The organism is Mesorhizobium sp. M4B.F.Ca.ET.058.02.1.1 (assembly GCF_003952505.1).
Taxonomy (GTDB): Bacteria; Pseudomonadota; Alphaproteobacteria; order Rhizobiales; family Rhizobiaceae; genus Mesorhizobium.
The window spans coordinates 3,425,588-3,443,596 of record NZ_CP034450.1; the positions used below are offsets into that span (position 1 = coordinate 3,425,588).

Here is an 18,009-nt window from a genome sequence, read left to right on the forward strand (position 1 = left end):
GGACACGTTGGCGGGACAGAACCCCCCTCTGTCCTGCCGGACATCTCCCCCTCAAGGGGGGAGATTGGCGGTTTCGGCGCCCCGCTCATTCTTGCGGCTTTGGCGATTGGCGAAAGCCGACATGACAGCTGATCTCCCCCCAAGAGGGGGAGATGTCCGGCAGGACAGAGGGGGGCGCCGTAGAGCACAGACCTCGCAGAACTGCGGAGGCAAACATGTCTGACCGTTCCTTCCTCAACTGGCCCTTCTTCGAGGAGCGCCATCGCCAGCTCGCCGACCAGCTCGACGCCTGGTGCGCGAAGAACCTGCCGGTCGACCATCACGATGTCGACGCCGCCTGCCGGGAGCTGGTGGCGAAGCTCGGCCGTGACGGTTGGCTGAAGCCGACGGCGCTCGACACGGACAATCCCGGACCGCTCGACGTGCGCACGCTTTGCATCACGCGCGAGACACTTGCCCGCCATGACGGGCTGGCCGACTTTTCCTTCGCCATGCAAGGGCTCGGCACCGGCGCGCTCAGCCTGTTCGGCACGCCGGACCAACAGCATTGGCTGGGCAAGACGCGGGCCGGCAAGGCGATCTCGGCCTTCGCGCTGTCGGAGCCGCGCTCCGGATCGGACGTCGCCAACATGGAAATGACGGCCACGCGCGATGGCGACGAATATCTGCTGACCGGCGAGAAGACCTGGATTTCCAATGGCGGCATCGCCGATCTCTACATCGTCTTCGCCCGCACCGGCGAGGCGCCTGGCGCCAAGGGGATTTCCGCCTTCATCGTACCTGCCGAAACCGAAGGCTTGAGCATCGCCGAGCGGCTGGAGACGATCGCCCCGCACCCGCTGGCGCGACTGTCGTTCGACAATGCCCGCGTTCCCGCTTCCGCGCTGATCGGCAAGCCCGGCGACGGCTTTCGCATCGCCATGTCGGTCCTCGACGTGTTCCGCTCGACCGTGGGTGCCGCGGCACTCGGTTTTGCCCGTCGTGCGCTGGACGAAAGCGTCAGCCGCGCTGCAGAGCGCGAACTGTTCGGCGCGCCGATGGCGGACCTGCAGATGGTGCAGGGCCACATCGCCGACATGGCGTTGGATGTCGATGCCGCGGCGCTTCTCGTCTACCGCGCCGCCTGGACCAAGGACATGGGGGCCCCACGCGTGACCCGCGAGGCGGCGATGGCCAAACTGTTCGCAACCGACCGCGCACAGGAGGTGATCGACGCGGCCGTGCAGCTGCATGGCGGCGACGGGGTGCGCAAGGATCACATCGTCGAAAGCCTCTATCGCGAGATCCGTGCGCTGCGCATCTACGAGGGGGCATCCGACGTGCAGAAAGTGGTGATCGCGCGACAGGTCATGGGGGCGGCGTGAGACTGATGAATGTCCCGCAGCCCGCATTTCGATTAGGGGGAGTCTAGTCATGCACAGCATCCTGCAGCCGGAAGGCTGGGCAAAGCCCATCGGTTACGCCAACGGCGTCGCCGCGCGCGGCCGGCTGGTGTTCGTCGGCGGCCAGGTCGGCTGGAATGCCGAGTGCCGGTTCGAGACCGACGATTTCGTCGGCCAGGTGCGCCAGACGCTCACCAACATCGTCGCCGTGCTGGCCGAGGCGGGCGGCGAGCCGCATCACATCACCTCGATGACCTGGTATTTCACCGACAAGGCCGAGTATCGCGCCAATCTCAAGGGCATCGGCGAGGCCTACCGCGCGGTCATCGGCCGCCACTTCCCGGCCATGGCGGCCATGCAGGTCGTGGCGCTGGTCGAGGACCGCGCCAAGGTGGAGATCCAGGCGACGGCTGTTATTCCGGAGTGAATTGCGCCAGGTCGACCGGCGCGCCGAAAACTCGCGCTGACGTTTGAAGGCATAGGCCCGATTCGATCAGAGATCATCGCCTTGACTATTCGAACCGCCGCTTGGCTCTAAACACAAACTGTGATCAGATGATCACGCTTGCTTCGGCGGGCGCACTCGGGCATCGCACATAGCTTCTGCCGGCATCTGAGGAAAGCAAAACCGTGGCTCTGGGCTTCGAACCCGTATCGGGACGCATCACCGTCCAGGATGGCGTCTACCAACAGCTCCGCCATGCCTTGATGGTCGGCAGCTTCGATCCGGGACAGGTGCTGACCATCGCCGCGCTGGCCGAGGCCTTCGGCACCTCGAACATGCCGGTGCGCGAGGCCTTGCGGCGGCTGGCGGCGGAAAACGCGCTGGAGATCTCGCAGAACGGCTCGGCCTGCGTGCCGGTCGTCACGCGGGCGCGGCTCGACGACCTTTGCCGGGCCCGTCTCGCCGTCGAGGGGCTGGCGGCCGAACTCGGCGCGCCGCGGCTGACGGCGGTCGAGATCGACAGCCTGCAGCGCATCACCGACGACCAGCAGGCGATCGGCCGCGACGGCAGCATCTATGAGCTGATCGCCAAGAACCAGCAGTTCCATTTCATCATCTACCGCGCCTCAGGCTCGGACGTGCTGTTTCAATTGATCGAAACGCTGTGGCTGCGCTTCGGCCCCTATATGCGGCTGTTGTCCAACCACGTGGCGCCGCTGATGCGCGCCGGAACGATGGAGCCCTCGGGCAGGCATGTCGCGATCATTGCCGCGCTGAAGGACAAGGACTTTGCCCGCGCCCGCTACGAGGTGGTGGCGGACATCACGGCGACGCAGATGACGCTGCGCGCCATCTGCCCCGATGTGCCAGAGCCCAGGACGGTCGACTTCACCGGTTTCGGCAAAGCTTCCTGATCTTCCTCAGCGTTGGGCTGACCCAAAGACCGAGAAGGTCTGTCGCGGCCGCGCTGGACCAAAGCAATCGGCTGCTTTTTGGCACCTTGCCGCTTTTCTTTAGCCTTAAAGGATTGATCCTCGTTTCGTTTTGTGATCACATGATCACAAGGAGCGAGACAGAAGATGTCCGGCTATTTTCTCTACCATTCGATCGGCACCTTCCCCGGCAAGGGCGAGAGCATGGCCGCCGCACTGGCGGACTTCTCTGCCATCTGGTCGGCGGAAGACGACGGCCAGTGGCCGGCCGCGCTTGCCGCGCGGCAACGCTTCATCGACACCTGGATCAGGCTGATCGACGCACCGCAGGGCACGCTGACCACCGCCGAGAACGTCACCTCGGCGCTCTACAGCCTGATCGGCGCCCTGCCCTCCGAGCGTCTGGCGGGAAAGCGCGTGCTGGTTGCCGCCGACTGTTTTCCGAGCCTGCATTTCCTGCTGGCAGGCTTGGCCCAACGTTTCAATTTCACGCTCGACACCGTGCCGCTCAGGCCTGGCGAAAGCTGGGTTCGCGACGAGGATTTCGTCGCCCGCTGGCAGGAAGATGTCGGGCTGGCGCTCATCACCTTCGTGACCTCGACGGCCTCGCACCGCTGCGATGTGGCGAAGCTCGCGGCGCATGGCCGGGCGATGGGCAGCATCGTCGGGGTCGACATCACGCAAGGGGTCGGCGTGGTGCCCTTCTCGGTGGCAGAGACGCCGGTCGATTTCGTCGTCTCGACATCGCTTAAGTGGCTGTGCGGCTCTTCCGGCGCCGGCATTCTGCAAGTCGCGCCGGACCTTATGGCCACATGCCGGCCGGAGCTGCGCGGCTGGTTCAGCCAGCCGAATCCGTTCTCCTGGGATCTCGACGCTTTCAGCTACGCAAGCGACGCGCGCCGCTTCGACCACGGCACGCCAGCGATCCTGGCCAGCGTCGCCTCGCTGCCCGGCCTGCAATGGGTGGAAGAGACCGGCATCGACGCCATCCGCGCGCAGAACGCGGCGCATGTCGGGCGCATCATAGACGCCGCGATAAGCAATGGCTGGACGATCCGCTCGCCGCTCGATGCGGAGAAACGCGGCGGCAGCGTGATGATCGGCCTGCCGCAAGGCGTCGAGGCGGCGAAGCTCGTCGCGACACTGCGCGATGAGCGGCTCTATTGCGACGCCCGCGGCACGACGCTCAGGCTGTCGCCCGGCATGGTCACGGCGGACGAGGCCGTCGGGGCGCTGATTGCGCGGCTGCAAGACCTGATCGGCTCGCGCCAGCACCGCGCATCCTGATTTCAGGCGCCGCCTCGCCTGCGGCGTCCGGGAGCTGGATGCTGGAAGGGGCGGATCAGGAAATGCGCCACGCGAAGTGGCCGAACCAGAGGGAAGCAACATGCTCAAACGTCTAGGACTGATTGGCGTGGTCATCGCAGCCGGCATCGCCTTCGCCACACCCGCCTTCGCCGACAAGATCATGGTCGGCGCCTACCCCGCCAACCCGCCATGGGAATACAAGACCGATTCCGGCGGCTTCGAGGGTTTTGAGATCGATGTCGCCAACGACGTCGCCAAGCGCATCGGCGCCGAGGTCGAGTTCCAGGATCTCGGCTTCCAGGCGCTGTTCGCGGCGACAGCTTCCGGCCGCATCGACTTCGCCGTGTCGTCGATCTCGATCACCAAGGAGCGCCTGCAGAACCAGGGCTTCACCCAGGCCTACTACGACAGCGACGGCACCATCGTCGGCAAGGCGGATTCGACCATCAAGACACTCGACGACCTCAAGGGCAAGACCATCGGCGTCATCGCCGGCTCGACCGGCGAAGCCTACATGAAGGAAAACGCCGCCAAGCTCGGCGTTGCCGAAACCAAGAGCTACAACGCCCAGCAGGATCTGCTGCTTGACGTGCAGAACGGCCGCATCGACGGCGGCGCCGGCGAGCTCGCCGGCTTCCTGTTCGCCATCAAGCAGATGCCGGCGCTGAAGATCCTGGTGCGCATCCCGACCGGCGAGCGCTTTGCGATGATGACCAAGAAGGGCCACCCGCTGCTCGAAAAGGTCAACGAAGCGATCACCGCGATGAAGAAGGACGGCACCATGGCCGCGATCCACAAAAAGTGGTTCGGCGTCGATCCGGAAGCCGGCACCAGCACGGTGGCGCCGGGGCCAATCCCGCAATAAGCCGGCTAATTATAGCCGTTCGCGAGAGCGTCGGTAACAAGGCCGGCGCTCTCCGATTCCCATCCGTCCAGGCCCGCGAAAGCGCGGGCTTGGCATTGCCTTGACGGTGACGCCGATGGAACTGATCGACACCTTCTTCAACTGGAGCATCCTCGTCCGATCGTTTCCGATCCTGATCCGCGGGCTCGGCAACACTATCCTGCTCGGCTGCGCCGCAATCGTCTTCGGCACCATCGCCGGGCTGGCGATCTGCCTAATGCGGCTCTATGCGCCGAAGCCGCTAAGGCGGCTGGCCATCCTCTACATCGACATCTTCCGCGCGCTCCCGATCCTGGTGGTGCTGATCCTGATCTACTACGCCCTGCCCTTCGTCGGCATCCGCCTGTCGTCCTTCGTTTCGGCGGCCCTTGCGTTGTCATTGGTGCTTGCCGCCTTCACGGCGGAAGTCTGCCGCGCCGGCATCGAGAACATCCCCAAGGGCCAGTTCGAGGCTGCCGCAGCGCTCGGCCTGCCGTTCTGGGTCGCCATGCGCAAGGTGATCCTGCCGCAGGCGATCCGTGTCGTCATCCCGCCGCTGACCAGCAACTGCGTCTCGGTGTTCAAGGACACCGCGCTGGCCTCGGTGGTGGCGATGCCCGACCTTCTGAAGCAGGCGACCGACGCGCAGGCGCTGATGGCCAATCCGACGCCGCTGATCGGCGCCGCAATCATATATCTCGCCTTCCTGTGGCCGCTGGTGCGGCTGGTCGGCTACCTCGAAGAGCGCGGCAAGGCCCAGTCCGGCGCGCACTGATCCCACCTCGAACGACATCGATGAACTGAAGGAGACGTCCGTGAACCAACACCATATCTCGAAGGCGCAGGACGGCGCTGTTTCGTTCCCGGTCGAGAAGATCCGCGCGATGTTCCCCGCCTTGCGACAGGCCGGCGACTTCATCTTCATGGACAATGCCGCCGGCGCGCAGATCCCGCAAAGCGTGCTCGACGCGGTGACCAACCATCTGGTCGGACACAATGTCCAGCGCGGCGGCCGCTACGGCCGCAGCGTCACCGTCGACCAGTCGGTCGCCGAGGCGCGCGAGAGCGTGGCGCTTTTGATCAACGCCTACAGCCCGTCGGAAATCTGCTTCGGCATGAACGCCACCTCGTTCATCCGCCTGGTCAGCCTCGGCATCGGCCAGATGCTCGCGAAGCGGGACGAGATCGTCATCACCGACATGGACCACGACGCCAATATCGCCACTTGGCTGGCGCTGGAGCAGGCCGGCGCGAAGTTCAAATGGTGGCGCATGCGCGAGGACGGCAATCTGCATGTCGACGATCTCAAGCCGCTGGTCTCGGACCGCACCCGGCTCGTCGCCTGCACGGTGACGGCGCATTCGATCGGCTCGATCGTCGACGTCGCCTCGGTGGCCAAGATCGCGCATGCCGCCGGCGCGGAAGTGTTCCTCGACTGCGTGCATTACGGTCCGCATGGCCTGATCGACGTGCAGGCTTGGGACTGCGACTACCTCGTCTGCTCCGGTTACAAGAATTTCTCGCCGCATATGGGTTTTCTCTGGGGCCGCTTCGAAACGCTGAAGCGGCTGCCGACCTTCCGCGAGGATTTCATCCCCGATGAGCCCCCTACAAGGTCGAGGCCGGTACCTTCATCTACGAGAATGTCTCCGGCATGGACGCGGCCGTGCGCTATCTGGAATCGGTCGGCCGCAATTTCCTCGCCGAGAACAACCGCTCGCGCCGCGACAACATCGTCGCCGGCATGAACGCCATCCGTGACTATGAGTTGACGCTGGCGCGCGAGATGCTGAAGGTACTGAAGGACTGCGGCGCCACGATCTACGGCGTGGCCGACGAAGCCCGCATCCATGAGCGCGTGCCGACCTTCTGCTTCAACATCGGCAAGCTGTCACCGCAGAGGATCGTCGAGGAGATGGCGGTGATGCAGATCGGCATCCGCGACGGCCATATGTACGCGCCACGGCTGATGAGCCGGCTCAACCTGTCGATGGACAGCGGCGCCGTCCGCGCCTCGCTGGTGCACTACAACACGGTGGAAGAAGTGCATCGTTTCGGCGAAGCGCTGCGCGCGATCGTAGCCAAGCTGTCATGATCGGCTTGGCCACGGCGCTTGGAGTCAGGCCGCCTTCTTCTTGGCCAGCCTTGCCTTGATCGAACTGACATCGGCGCGCGGCGTCGCGGCGAACAGCGTCTTGGTGTAGCTGTGCTTGGGGTCTGCAAAGACCTCGTCGCGCGGGCCGTATTCGACCGCCTCGCCGAAATACATCACCATGACGTCATCGGCGATGTAGCGCACCACCGAGAGATCGTGGCTGATGAAGACATAGGTCAATTGGAACTCATCCTGCAGGTCGGCCAGCAAATTGAGCACCTGCGCCTGCACAGAAAGGTCGAGCGCCGAGACCGGCTCGTCCAGCACCAGCAGGCTGGGGTTCAGCATCAGCGCGCGGGCAATGGCGATGCGCTGGCGCTGGCCGCCGGAGAACATGTGCGGATAGCGGTTGTAGTGCTCAGGTCCGAGGCCGACCTTCTTCAGCATCTTCATGGCAAGGTCGCGGCGTTCCTCGGCCGGCTTGTCGGTGTTGATCAGCAGCGGCTCGCCGAGCACGTCGCCGATCTTCTGGCGTGGGTTGAGCGAGCCATAGGGGTTCTGGAAGACGATCTGCACCTTGCGGCGCATCTCCTTCGACAAACCGTCCCTGGCAATGTCGACCTTGTTGCCGTCGATGAACAATTCGCCCGACGTCGCCGGATCGATCAGCGTGATGATGCGGGCGAGCGTGGACTTGCCGCAGCCGCTTTCGCCGACGATGGCAAGCGTCTTGCCCTTGTCGACGCTGAAGGAGACGCCCTTGACCGCATGCACCGTGCGCGCGCCGCGGAACAGGCCGCCACCGACATGGTAGTCGCGCACGATGTTCTTGCCTTCGACGACCCTGGTGCTCATGAGGCGGCTCCGGTACTTGCCCCCTGGGGCGCCGGTTCGAACAGCATGTCGGAGACGGTCGGCAAGCGGTCGCCGACGGCGTTCTCCGGCAGCGCAGAGAGCAGCGCGCGCGTGTAGTTGCTCTTCGGGCTCTCGAACAGCGACAGCACGTCGGCCTCTTCCATCTTGCGGCCCTTGTACTGGACAATGACGCGGTCGGCGGTCTCGGCCACCACGCCCATATTGTGGGTGATCATGATCAGGCCCATGCCGTATTTGGCCTGCAGCGAGACCAGCAGGTCGAGGATCTGCTTCTGGATGGTGACGTCGAGCGCCGTGGTCGGCTCGTCGGCGATCAAGAGCTTCGGATTGCAGGCAATGGCAATCGCGATCATGACGCGCTGGCACTGGCCGCCCGACATCTGGTGCGGGAAGGAGTTCAGCCGCTCCGCCGGCTCGGGAATGCCGACCTGCTTCAGGAGCTCGATGGCGCGCGCCCGGCGCTGGGCCCGGTCCATGCCCATATGGAAGCGCAGCACTTCCTCGATCTGGAAACCGATGGTGAAGCAGGGATTGAGGCTGGCCATCGGCTCCTGGAAGATCATCGACATATCCTTGCCGACGATCTTGCGCCGCTCGGCAGAACTCAGCTTCAGGAGGTCACGGCCGGCAAAACTCATGCGATCCGCGGTGACCGTGGCCGTCCAGGGAAGCAGCCCCATCACCGCCAGCATCGACACCGATTTGCCGGAGCCGGATTCGCCGACGATGGCGAGCACCTCGCGCTCATCGACATGGAGCGAGACGCCGTCGACGGCGCGGAACGGACCGGATGCGGTCTGGAACTCGACGACGAGATTCTGGATGTCGAGCAGCGCCATCACGACCTCCTGAGCTTCGGATCGAGCGCGTCGCGCAGGCCGTCACCGATCAGGTTGATGGCAAGCACTGTGATCAGGATGGCAAGACCGGGGAACGTCACCACCCACCAGGCGCGCAGGATGAACTCGCGCGCCGAGGCGAGCATGGTGCCCCATTCGGGCGTCGGCGGCTGGGCGCCGAGGCCGAGGAAGCCGAGGGCGGCGGCTTCCAGGATGGCGTTGGAGAACGACAGCGTGCCCTGGACGATCAGCGGCGCCAGGCAGTTCGGCAGGATGGTGGCGAGCATCAGGCGGAGATGCCCGGCGCCGGCAACCTTGGCGGCCACGACGTATTCGCGGCTCTTCTCGGCCATCACCGCGGCGCGCACCAGGCGGGCGAAATGCGGTTGCAGCACGAGCGAGATCGCCAGCATCGCATTGAACAGGCCGGGGCCGAGGATGGTGACCAGCACCAGCGCGAGCAGCAGCGACGGGAAGGCCAGGATCAGATCCATGACGCGCATGATCGCAACGTCGACCCAGCCACGGAAATAGCCGGCCAGCAGGCCGAGCGTGATGCCGCCGGTGAGCGCCAAAGTCACCACCACCGCGCCGATGAGCAGCGAGAAGCGCGCGCCGTAGAGCAGGCGCGAGAGGATGTCGCGTCCGACCGCATCAGTGCCGAGCAGATACTGAGCACTGCCGCCGTTCTGCCACGCCGGAGGCCTCAGAAACGCGGTCTTGTCCTGAACGTCGGGCGCATAGGGCGCGAGCAGCGGCGCGAAGAGCGCCGCCAGAACCAAAAGGATGAAGACGAACAGGCCGATGACGGCGCCGCGGTTCACCGAGAAATAGTGCCAGAAAGTCCTGAAGCCGGTGAGGCGGTCCGGACTGCCGCTGGCCATCGGGGCGATTTCGGTCGACTGGCTCATTCATGCAGCCCTGATGCGCGGGTTGATGACGGCATAGAGCACGTCGACGATCAGGTTCACGGCCATGACGATGAGGGCGATCAAAAGCAAGCCTGACTGCACGACGACATAGTCGCGCTTGAAGATCGAATCGACCATCCACTTGCCGATGCCCGGCCAGGCGAAGATGGTCTCGGTGAGGATGGCGCCGGCAAGCAGCGTGCCGACCTGCAGGCCGATGGTGGTGACCACCGGTATCAGCGCGTTGCGCAAGGCATGCACGCCGATAACCCGCGCCGACGACAGGCCCTTGGCGCGCGCGGTGCGGACATAGTCCTCGCCCAGCACCTCGAGCATGGCCGAGCGCGTCTGGCGGGCGATCACCGCCAGCGGGATGGTGCCGAGCACGATCGCCGGCAGCACGAGGTGACTGAGTGCCGAGCGGAAGGCATCCCATTTGCCGTAGAGGATGCTGTCGATGGTCATGAACCCGGTGATCGGCTTGAAGAAGAACTGCAGGCCCATGCGGCCGGAGACCGGCGTCCAGCCGAGATAGCCGGAGAAGAAGATGATCAGCAGCAGGCCCCACCAGAAGATCGGCATCGAATAGCCGACAAGGGCTGTGCCCATCAGCGACTGGTCGAACCACGAGCCACGCTTGACCGCTGCGAAGATGCCGGCCGGGATGCCGAGCACCATGGCGAAGATCATGGCGAAGAAGGAGAGCTCCAGCGTCGCCGGGAAGAGCGTCTTGAACTCCTCGATAACCGGCCGCTTGGAGGAGATGGAAACACCGAAATCGCCGGTGGCGACCTCGCCGACGTAGCGCGCATATTGCTGCCAGATCGGCAGATTGTAGCCGAACTGTTCCTTGAGCTCTTCGTAGCGCGCCGGCGTCACGCCATGCTCGCCGGCCATGGCGAGGATGGGGTCGCCGGGCAGCAGCCTGACGAAGGCGAAGGCACAGATGGTGATGCCGACCAGCGTCGGGATCAGAAGCGCGATTTTGTTGAGAAGATATCGGAGCATCTTGAAAAAGGGGCGGCGCCGTACGGCGCCGCCCGCTCTAGAGTTCTATTCGGCCTTGTCGGTGCCGTCGAAGCGGTGGATGCCTAGCGGGTCCATCATGAAGCCGCTGACATTCTTGCGCACAACCGCATAGACCTGGCTGTGGGCCAGGAGGAAGGCCGGGGCCTGCTTCTGGAAGACAACCTGGGCCTGCTCGTAGAGCTTGGTGCGCTCGGCCTGGTCGCTGGTCTTCTTGGCCTTCTGGATCAGGTCCTCGAAGTCCTTGTCGCACCAGCTCGAGTAGTTCGAGACGCCGATTGCCGAGCAGGCGAAGAGGGTGGCGAAGAAGTTGTCCGGATCGCCATTGTCACCAGTCCAGCCGATCTGGAAGGCGCCGGGGCGCTCCTTCTTCTTGCCTTCCTCGCGATACTTCGTCCACTCGTAGTTGACGATCTCGGCCTTAACGCCGACCTTGGCCCAGTCGGCCTGGATCAGTTCGGCGGCGCGCTGGAAGTTCGGGTTGTACGGACGAACGCGGTCGGACGCCCAGAGCTGGATTTCCTTCAGCCCGGCGTCGGCGAGCACCTTCTTGGCCGCTTCCGGATCATAGGAATCGAACTTCACGTCCTTGTTCCACGACCACATGGTCGGCGGGATCAGGTTCTGGGCCGGCGTGGCGCCGGCATCCTGGAACAGCGACTTGATCAGCGCCTCCCGGTCGATCGCCTGGTTCAGCGCGTGCCGAACCTCGGGCTTGTCCAGCGGCGGGATCGTCGTGTTGTAGCTCATGTAGCCGATGTTCAGTCCGGCCTGGTCGAGCAGGTTGACGTCCTGGTTGGCCTTGATCGTGCCAATGTCGGCGGGGTTCGGATAGGGCGCGACGTCGCATTCGCCGGCCAGCACCTTCTGGATGCGCGCGGTGGCGTCGGGCGTGATGGCGAAGACGAGATCGTCGATCTTTTCCTTGCCCTTGAAATAGTCGGGGTTGGCCGCGTAGCGGATGACCGAATCCAGCTGGTAGTCGACGAACTGGAACGGCCCGGTGCCGATCGGCTTGGTCGAGAAGTCGGCCATTTTGCCGTCCTTCGCGAGCTGATCGGCGTATTCCTTCGACACGATCGAGGCGAAGTCCATGCCGAGGTTGGCCAGCATCGGCGCGTTCGGCTCGGTCAGCGTCAGCTTGACGGTCAGATCATCGACCTTTTCCCACTTGGCGACGTATTTCGGCATGTCCATGCCGGTGTAGTAATCCCAGGTCAGGTTCGGGAGGTACTTCTCGCCGTTCCAGGGATTTTCCTTGTTGAACTGACGGTCGAAGGAGAAGACGACGTCATCGGCATTGAGATCGCGGGTCGGCTTGAAATAGTCGGTGGTCTGGAACTTCACGCCCGGATGCAGGTGGAAAGTATAGACCAGGCCGTCGTCCGAGATTTCCCACTTGTCGGCGAGGCCGGGCTCGATCTCGGTACCGCCATGCTTGAATTCGACAAGGCGCGAATAGACGGTGCGCGAAGAGGCGTCGAAATCGTTACCGCCCGTCGTCGTACCCGGGTCGAAATTGGCCGGCGATGCTTCCGAGCAATAGACCAGCGTCTTGGCGTTGGCCACGCCACCGAGGACGCTTGCAGCCAGCAACGCGGCTGCAAAAGTCAGTTTCTTTTTCATTGAGCACTCCCTGATGTTCTGCCAAGCCCCTCTAGCAGGCTCGCGAAGCGCGCATATAAGCACCGTTTTTCTGGCTTTGGAACACCCCGTTTGCGTACCCCACGGGAAGCAGGAAAAGAATCCGCAATCTCCTAAAATGGCAGAAAAAATTAGCAGATTTTTCCGCTCACGATAATGTTAACGACCGCATTTTTTTATTGATCGGCGCTCTCGCGAAATCGACGCGGCGCGGCCTTCCTTCGCATGGGCGCTGCTCAGGAAGATGCGTTACGGGTAGCGGAGAAGAAAAGGATTTCGACGGCAAATCTTTCCCGTTCTGCCGCAAGGGCAAGACTTGCATGGCCGAGGATAGTCGCAATACATAGACGGCACGCTGGATTTCCTGAGGAATCCGCAACCATTGCGGCGGAGGACGCTCCTGTCATTCAGAGGCGGCGCGGCACGAGTGAACGACGACGGGAGGGACAGGGTGGCGAAGGCAGCAAAGACGACGGCTCCGGCCAAGACGAAGACCGCTTCGAAGGCAGCCGCCCCTGTGAAGGACACCGCAAAACCACAGGCTAAGGCTGGCGCCGGAAAGGCCGCCAAGCCTGCCGCGACGAAAGCTCGAGCAGCGGCCAAGCCGGCTGCCGCCAAGTCCGCTGCAACAAAGCCCGCTGCCGCAAAGCCGGCCGCGAAGGCAGCTCCGACAAAAGCGATCTCGCCAGCGCCGGCAGCGAAGCCGGCGCCGGCCAAGAGGTTGCCTAAGGCGCTGACGGAGCTTGCCGCCGGGCTGCCGGAAAAGCCGTGGCTGGCAAGCTATTCAAAGAACATGCCGGCCGAGATCGGCCCCCTGCCCTACGGCTCGATCGGCGACTTCCTGGTCGGCGCCTGCAAGCAGTTTGCCGGCCAGCCGGCCTTCGTCTGCATGGGCAAGGCCATCACCTATGCCGAGCTCGAGCGGCAGTCGGCCGCCTTCGGCGCCTTTCTGCAGTCGAAGGGCCTGCAGAAGGGGCGCGCGTGGCGCTGATGATGCCCAACGTGCTGCAATACCCGGTGGCGATGATGGCGGTGCTTCGCGCCGGCTTCACCGTGGTCAACGTCAACCCGCTTTACACGCCGCGCGAACTGGAGCACCAGCTCAAGGATTCCGGCGCGCAGGCGATCGTCATTCTCGAGAATTTCGCCAACACGCTGCAGGCGGTGATATCCAACACCTCGGTCAAGCACGTCGTGGTCGCCGCGATGGGCGACATGCTTGGCGGCCTCAAGGGGACGCTCGTCAACTTCGTCGTGCGCCGGGTGAAGAAGCTGGTGCCGGCCTGGTCGCTGCCGGGCCACGTCAAGTTCAACGCCGCCCTGAAGGCCGGCGCCGGCCTCGCCTTCAAGCCCGCCAGCGTCAGCGCCGACGACATCGCCTTCCTGCAATATACGGGCGGCACCACCGGTGTCTCGAAAGGCGCGATCCTCTTGCATTCCAATGTGCTTGCCAATGTCGCGCAGAACGCGCTCTGGCTGCAGGACGCCTATGCGGTGAAGCCGAAGCCGGCGCATCCCAATTTCATCTGCGCGCTGCCGCTCTACCATATCTTCGCGCTGACGGTGAACGCGCTGATGGGCATGCAGCAGGGCGCGCAGAACGTGCTCATCCCCAATCCGCGCGACATTCCAGGCTTCGTCAAGGAATTGGAGAAATACCCGGTCCACATTTTCCCGGGCCTCAACACGCTGTTCAACGCGCTGCTCAACAATGAGGATTTCCGCAAGCTCGACTTCAAGCCGCTGATCCTGACGCTGGGCGGCGGAATGGCAGTGCAGAAGGGTGTGGCCGAGCGCTGGAAGGCGCTGACCGGCTGTCCCGTCACCGAAGGCTACGGGCTTTCGGAAACCTCGCCGGTGGCGACCGCCAACAAGTTCAGCGGCGGCGACTTCACCGGCACGATCGGCCTGCCGCTGCCGTCGACCGAGATCGCCATCCGCGACGACGACGGCAACAATGTGCCGCTCGGCGAAGTCGGCGAGATCTGCATCCGCGGGCCGCAAGTGATGGCGGGCTACTGGAACCGGCCGGACGAGACCGCCAAGGTGATGACCAAGGACGGCTTCTTCAAGTCCGGCGACATGGGCTTCATGGACGAGCGCGGCTACACCAAGATCGTTGACCGCAAGAAGGACATGATCCTGGTCTCCGGCTTCAACGTCTATCCGAACGAGTTGGAGGAGGTCGTGGCCCAGCATCCCGGCGTGCTCGAAGTGGCGGCGATCGGCGTGCCGGACGAGCATTCCGGCGAAGTGCCGAAGCTGTTCGTGGTCCGGAAGGATCCCGCGCTGACGATCGAGACGCTGACCGCCTACTGCCGCGAAAACCTGACCGGCTACAAGCGGCCCAAATATATCGAGTTCCGCACGGAGCTGCCGAAGACGCCGGTGGGCAAGATCCTGCGGCGGGCGCTGCGCGGCTAGGCACGAGCTTGAACGATCATCCTGCCGGCGGGGAGATGGCGGCCACGCGCCCCGATCCAACGGCCTTCATCAAGGCGAACATGCGCCTTGCGCCCGTCGCCGCGCTTCCGGAAATCCAGATCTACAGCGCCCATCCTGGCAGCGGGCTGCGGCGGCTCGTCGATCCCGAGGCTGACGACGGGGACGCTGCGGCGCCAGAGCCGCAGCCGCCCTATTGGGCCTATGCCTGGGCCGGCGGCACCGTCCTTGCCCGTTACATACTCGACCGGCCGCAAGCGGTTGCGGGGCGCCGCGTGCTCGACCTCGGCGCCGGCTCGGGCCTGGTCGGCATCGCCGCGGCGAAGGCCGGAGCGCGCGCGGTGATAGCCGCGGAGATCGACCGTAACGGCATCGTGGCGCTCGGCCTCAACGCCACGGCGAACGGCGTCGCGATCACGGTGGTCGGCGAAGACATTACCGCCGGGCCGCCACCGGGGGTCGACCTGGTGCTTGCCGGCGACGTGTTCTACGCGCACGAAGTGGCCCGGCGGGTGATCCCCTTCCTCGACCGCTGCCTCGCCGCCGGCATCGAGGTGCTGGTCGGCGATCCGCGCCGCGCCGATCTGCCGCTGTCGCGGCTCAAACTGCTTGCCGAATATAAGGTACCGGACTTCGGCGATGCGAAAGGCACGGCGTCGAGGCCGAGCGGGGTCTTCTCGTTCGAGACGGTCAGATCGTTTCCTTGACCCGCGCGGCGAGGAAATCCGGCAGATCGGCAACCGAATTGAGCACGACATCGGCGATCGCCGACAGCGATTCCCGCGTGCCTGTGCCGGAGAGCACGCCGACCGCCAGCCCGCAGCCGCCGGCCCGCGCCATTTCGAGATCGTGGCGATTGTCGCCGACCATGGCGATCTCGGCCGGCTTCAGCCCGGTCAGGTCGGAGAAGGCGAGGACGGTGTCCGGTGCCGGCTTCGGCCTGGCCACCGAATCATAGCCATAGGCGGCGTCGAAAAGCTGCGCCACGCCGAGCGTCACCAGCGTCTTTTCCGCGCCGCTGGTCGAATCGTTGGTGGCGACGCCAAGCCGGTAGGATCGCCTGTGCAGGACGGCCAACGTCTCGACGATGCCCGGCAGCGCCACCGCCATGCTGGAGCCCTGCACCGAGGTGATCTCGTTGAAACGGGCCACGGCAAGCATCTGGTCCTCCTCGGAGAGGCGCGGGAACCAGAGTTCGACGACATCCATGTTGGTGCCGGAGGCGAAGATCGAATCGGGCTTGAAGCGCTTGCTGAGGAAATCGAAGCCGGCCGCCGCGAGCAGCCTGTCTGCCTTCCAGCGGTCGCCCTCGGCGGCATCCATGGCCATGAAGTCGGCAATGCCCAACCATGTCGCGTTGAAATCGACAAGCGTTCCGTCCTTGTCGAACAATATGCCTTTGATCTCCGCCAAGCCTGTCACTCCGATCCGCGCAATCGGTGAATGTGTCCCACCAGACCTGCAGTCGAGGCATCCCGCTTTGCGGCATTCTCCTTGCCTTCCACGACAGGCAGCAGGCCGGTTGCCAGTTCCTTGCCGAGTTCGACGCCCCACTGATCGAAGGAATTGATGTTGAACAGCGTGCCCTCGACGAAGACGCGATGCTCGTAGAGCGCGACCAGGCGGCCGAAGGTGCGCGGATCGAGCTTGCGGTAGAGAATGGTCACCGAGGGGCGGTCGCCAGAGAAGACCCGGTGCGGGGCGATCCTGTCGACGTCGGCCGCCTTCATGCCCTTGGCCAGCATCTGCGCGCGCGCCTCCTCCAGCGTGCGGCCCTTCATGAAGGCTTCCGACTGCGCCAGGCAGTTGGCGAGCAGGAGATCGTGGTGATGCTTCAGCTCCGGCTCGTGGCCGACAGCGGCGGCGAGGAATTCGACCGGGATGAAGTCGGTGCCCTGGTGCAGCAGCTGGAAGAAGGCGTGCTGGCCGTTGGTGCCGGGCTCGCCCCAGACCAGCGGGCCGGTCGGCGTGGTGACCGCGCCGCCGTCCAGCGTCACGCTCTTGCCGTTCGATTCCATATCAAGCTGCTGCAGATAGGCCGGCAGCCTGGAGAGCCGCTGGTCGTAAGGGATCACGGCGCGGGCCGGATATCGGCAGACGACCCGGTGCCACCAGCCGATCAGCCCCAGCAGCGCCGGCAGGTTCTTCTGCAGGGGTGCGGAGCGGAAGTGCTCGTCCATCTCGTGCGCGCCGTCGAGGACGGCGCGGAAATTACGCGGGCCGATGGCGATCATCACCGGCAGGCCGATCGCGCTCCAGACCGAATAGCGGCCGCCGACCCAGTCCCAGAAGCCGAACACGCGATCGGACGCGATGCCGAACTTCGCCACCAGGTCGAGCGCGGTCGAGACGGCGGCGAAATGCCTACCGACGGCTTCCTTGCCCAGCGCCTTCTCCACCCATCGGCGCGCCGTCTCGGCATTGGTCATCGTCTCGACCGTGGTGAAGGTCTTGGAGGCGACGATGAACAAAGTGGTTTCGGCCGACAGGTCCTTCAGCGTGTCGTGGATGTGGGCGCCGTCGATGTTGGAGACATAGTGCGCGCGCGGGCCGTCATGGTAGGGCGCCAGCGCCAGCGTCGCCATCACCGGGCCGAGGTCGGAGCCGCCAATGCCGATGTTGACGATGTCGGTGATCTTCTTTCCGGTGGCGCCGGCCGCCTTGCCGGAGCGGATGGCATCGGCGAAGGCGCCCATGGCGTCGAGAACGGCGAGAACCTCGGCCTTGGTATCCTGGCCATCGACCACGACGCCCTTGCCGGCTAGGTTGCGAAGCGCCGTGTGCAGCACGGCGCGGCCTTCGGTGATATTGATCTTCCTGCCTTCGAACATGGCGGCGCGGCGACCCGCCAGATCAGCGGCTCCGGCGAGCTTCTCCAGCATCGCCATCGTGTCGGCGTCGACCGCGCATTTCGACCAGTCAAGCAGGAGATCGCCGTCGGTGGCGGAAAACGTCGCGAAGCGTTTGGGATCAGCCGCGAAAGCTTCACGCATCGTGCCTTTGGCCGCCGCGCGATGTTCGCGCAAGGCGACGACTTGCTTGTCGAAGGTTGATTGATCCAATGCGGGCTCCTGGCGGGTTTTTGAACCTATGTTAACAGGCCGGATGTTTCCGGCGCATGTCGTCGCGACATTCTATCGAGCCGATTCCATTTCATTCAAGGGCGGCATTGCCGCACTGCATCACGCTTTGATGAGGCATGTCACCGGAGGCGATGACACCGCCC

Annotated in this window: 14 protein-coding genes and 2 pseudogenes; 9 read left to right on the top strand and 7 right to left on the bottom strand. The window is 64.5% G+C overall.

Annotated features, from left to right (window positions below; genetic code table 11):
* The first annotated feature begins 215 nt into the window (after window positions 1-215).
* From EJ073_RS16800 to EJ073_RS16830, 7 genes and pseudogenes are all read left to right on the top strand, one after another.
* Entirely contained in the window at window positions 216-1,364 is a 1,149-nt protein-coding gene (locus EJ073_RS16800) for an acyl-CoA dehydrogenase family protein (protein ID WP_126056734.1), read from the top strand.
* Window positions 1,365-1,413: 49 nt separating this feature from the next.
* Window positions 1,414-1,809 (top strand): RidA family protein, encoded by a 396-nt coding sequence (locus EJ073_RS16805; RefSeq protein WP_126056735.1) that lies wholly within the window; start codon window positions 1,414-1,416, stop codon window positions 1,807-1,809.
* 203 nt (window positions 1,810-2,012) lie between these two features.
* The gene (locus EJ073_RS16810; protein WP_126056736.1) at window positions 2,013-2,741 is read left to right on the top strand and encodes a GntR family transcriptional regulator; all 729 of its coding nucleotides are present in this window, start codon (window positions 2,013-2,015) and stop codon (window positions 2,739-2,741) included.
* Window positions 2,742-2,906: 165 nt separating this feature from the next.
* Window positions 2,907-4,046 (top strand): aminotransferase class V-fold PLP-dependent enzyme, encoded by a 1,140-nt coding sequence (locus EJ073_RS16815; protein ID WP_126056737.1) that lies wholly within the window; start codon window positions 2,907-2,909, stop codon window positions 4,044-4,046.
* Window positions 4,047-4,146: 100 nt separating this feature from the next.
* Window positions 4,147-4,932, top strand: coding sequence for an ABC transporter substrate-binding protein (locus EJ073_RS16820; protein WP_126056738.1), 786 nt, complete (start codon window positions 4,147-4,149; stop codon window positions 4,930-4,932).
* 115 nt (window positions 4,933-5,047) lie between these two features.
* A complete protein-coding gene (locus tag EJ073_RS16825; protein WP_126056739.1) occupies window positions 5,048-5,725 on the top strand; it encodes an amino acid ABC transporter permease in 678 nt (225 codons plus the stop codon).
* Window positions 5,726-5,834: 109 nt separating this feature from the next.
* A pseudogene (locus tag EJ073_RS16830) lies at window positions 5,835-7,045 on the top strand (cysteine desulfurase-like protein).
* A 24-nt stretch (window positions 7,046-7,069) separates the two neighbouring features.
* On the opposite strand, the gene EJ073_RS16835 reads toward EJ073_RS16830, so the two are convergent.
* The 5 genes from EJ073_RS16835 to EJ073_RS16855 are packed head-to-tail and all read right to left on the bottom strand — an operon-like array spanning window position 7,070 to window position 12,323.
* Complete coding sequence (locus EJ073_RS16835) at window positions 7,070-7,900, bottom strand: dipeptide ABC transporter ATP-binding protein (protein ID WP_126056740.1); 831 nt, start codon at window positions 7,898-7,900, stop codon at window positions 7,070-7,072.
* The gene (locus tag EJ073_RS16840) at window positions 7,897-8,760 is read right to left on the bottom strand and encodes an ABC transporter ATP-binding protein (RefSeq protein ID WP_126056741.1); all 864 of its coding nucleotides are present in this window, start codon (window positions 8,758-8,760) and stop codon (window positions 7,897-7,899) included. Before EJ073_RS16840 ends, EJ073_RS16835 begins: the two co-directional genes overlap by 4 nt.
* Window positions 8,760-9,644: an ABC transporter permease subunit gene (locus EJ073_RS16845; RefSeq protein ID WP_245455737.1), complete on the bottom strand. Its 885-nt coding sequence runs from the start codon at window positions 9,642-9,644 to the stop codon at window positions 8,760-8,762. Before EJ073_RS16845 ends, EJ073_RS16840 begins: the two co-directional genes overlap by 1 nt.
* 27 nt (window positions 9,645-9,671) lie before the next feature.
* Window positions 9,672-10,679, bottom strand: coding sequence for an ABC transporter permease subunit (locus tag EJ073_RS16850; protein ID WP_126056743.1), 1,008 nt, complete (start codon window positions 10,677-10,679; stop codon window positions 9,672-9,674).
* A 45-nt stretch (window positions 10,680-10,724) separates the two neighbouring features.
* Window positions 10,725-12,323, bottom strand: a complete 1,599-nt coding sequence (locus EJ073_RS16855; protein ID WP_126056744.1) for an ABC transporter substrate-binding protein — start codon at window positions 12,321-12,323, stop codon at window positions 10,725-10,727.
* Between the two features lie 469 nt (window positions 12,324-12,792).
* Here EJ073_RS16855 and EJ073_RS16860 point away from each other — a divergent pair.
* Together EJ073_RS16860 and EJ073_RS16865 are read left to right on the top strand one after the other, a co-directional pair.
* Window positions 12,793-14,765: pseudogene (locus EJ073_RS16860) on the top strand (long-chain fatty acid--CoA ligase).
* Window positions 14,766-14,800: 35 nt separating this feature from the next.
* The gene (locus EJ073_RS16865; RefSeq protein ID WP_126056745.1) at window positions 14,801-15,490 is read left to right on the top strand and encodes a 50S ribosomal protein L11 methyltransferase; all 690 of its coding nucleotides are present in this window, start codon (window positions 14,801-14,803) and stop codon (window positions 15,488-15,490) included.
* Here the strand turns inward: EJ073_RS16865 and EJ073_RS16870 are convergent.
* Together EJ073_RS16870 and pgi are read right to left on the bottom strand one after the other, a co-directional pair.
* Entirely contained in the window at window positions 15,474-16,196 is a 723-nt protein-coding gene (locus EJ073_RS16870) for an HAD family hydrolase (protein WP_126056746.1), read from the bottom strand. The two genes, EJ073_RS16865 and EJ073_RS16870, sit on opposite strands and share 17 nt — an antisense overlap.
* A gap of 5 nt (window positions 16,197-16,201) precedes the next feature.
* The gene (pgi, locus tag EJ073_RS16875) at window positions 16,202-17,845 is read right to left on the bottom strand and encodes a glucose-6-phosphate isomerase (RefSeq protein ID WP_126056747.1); all 1,644 of its coding nucleotides are present in this window, start codon (window positions 17,843-17,845) and stop codon (window positions 16,202-16,204) included.
* Window positions 17,846-18,009: the final 164 nt, after the last annotated feature.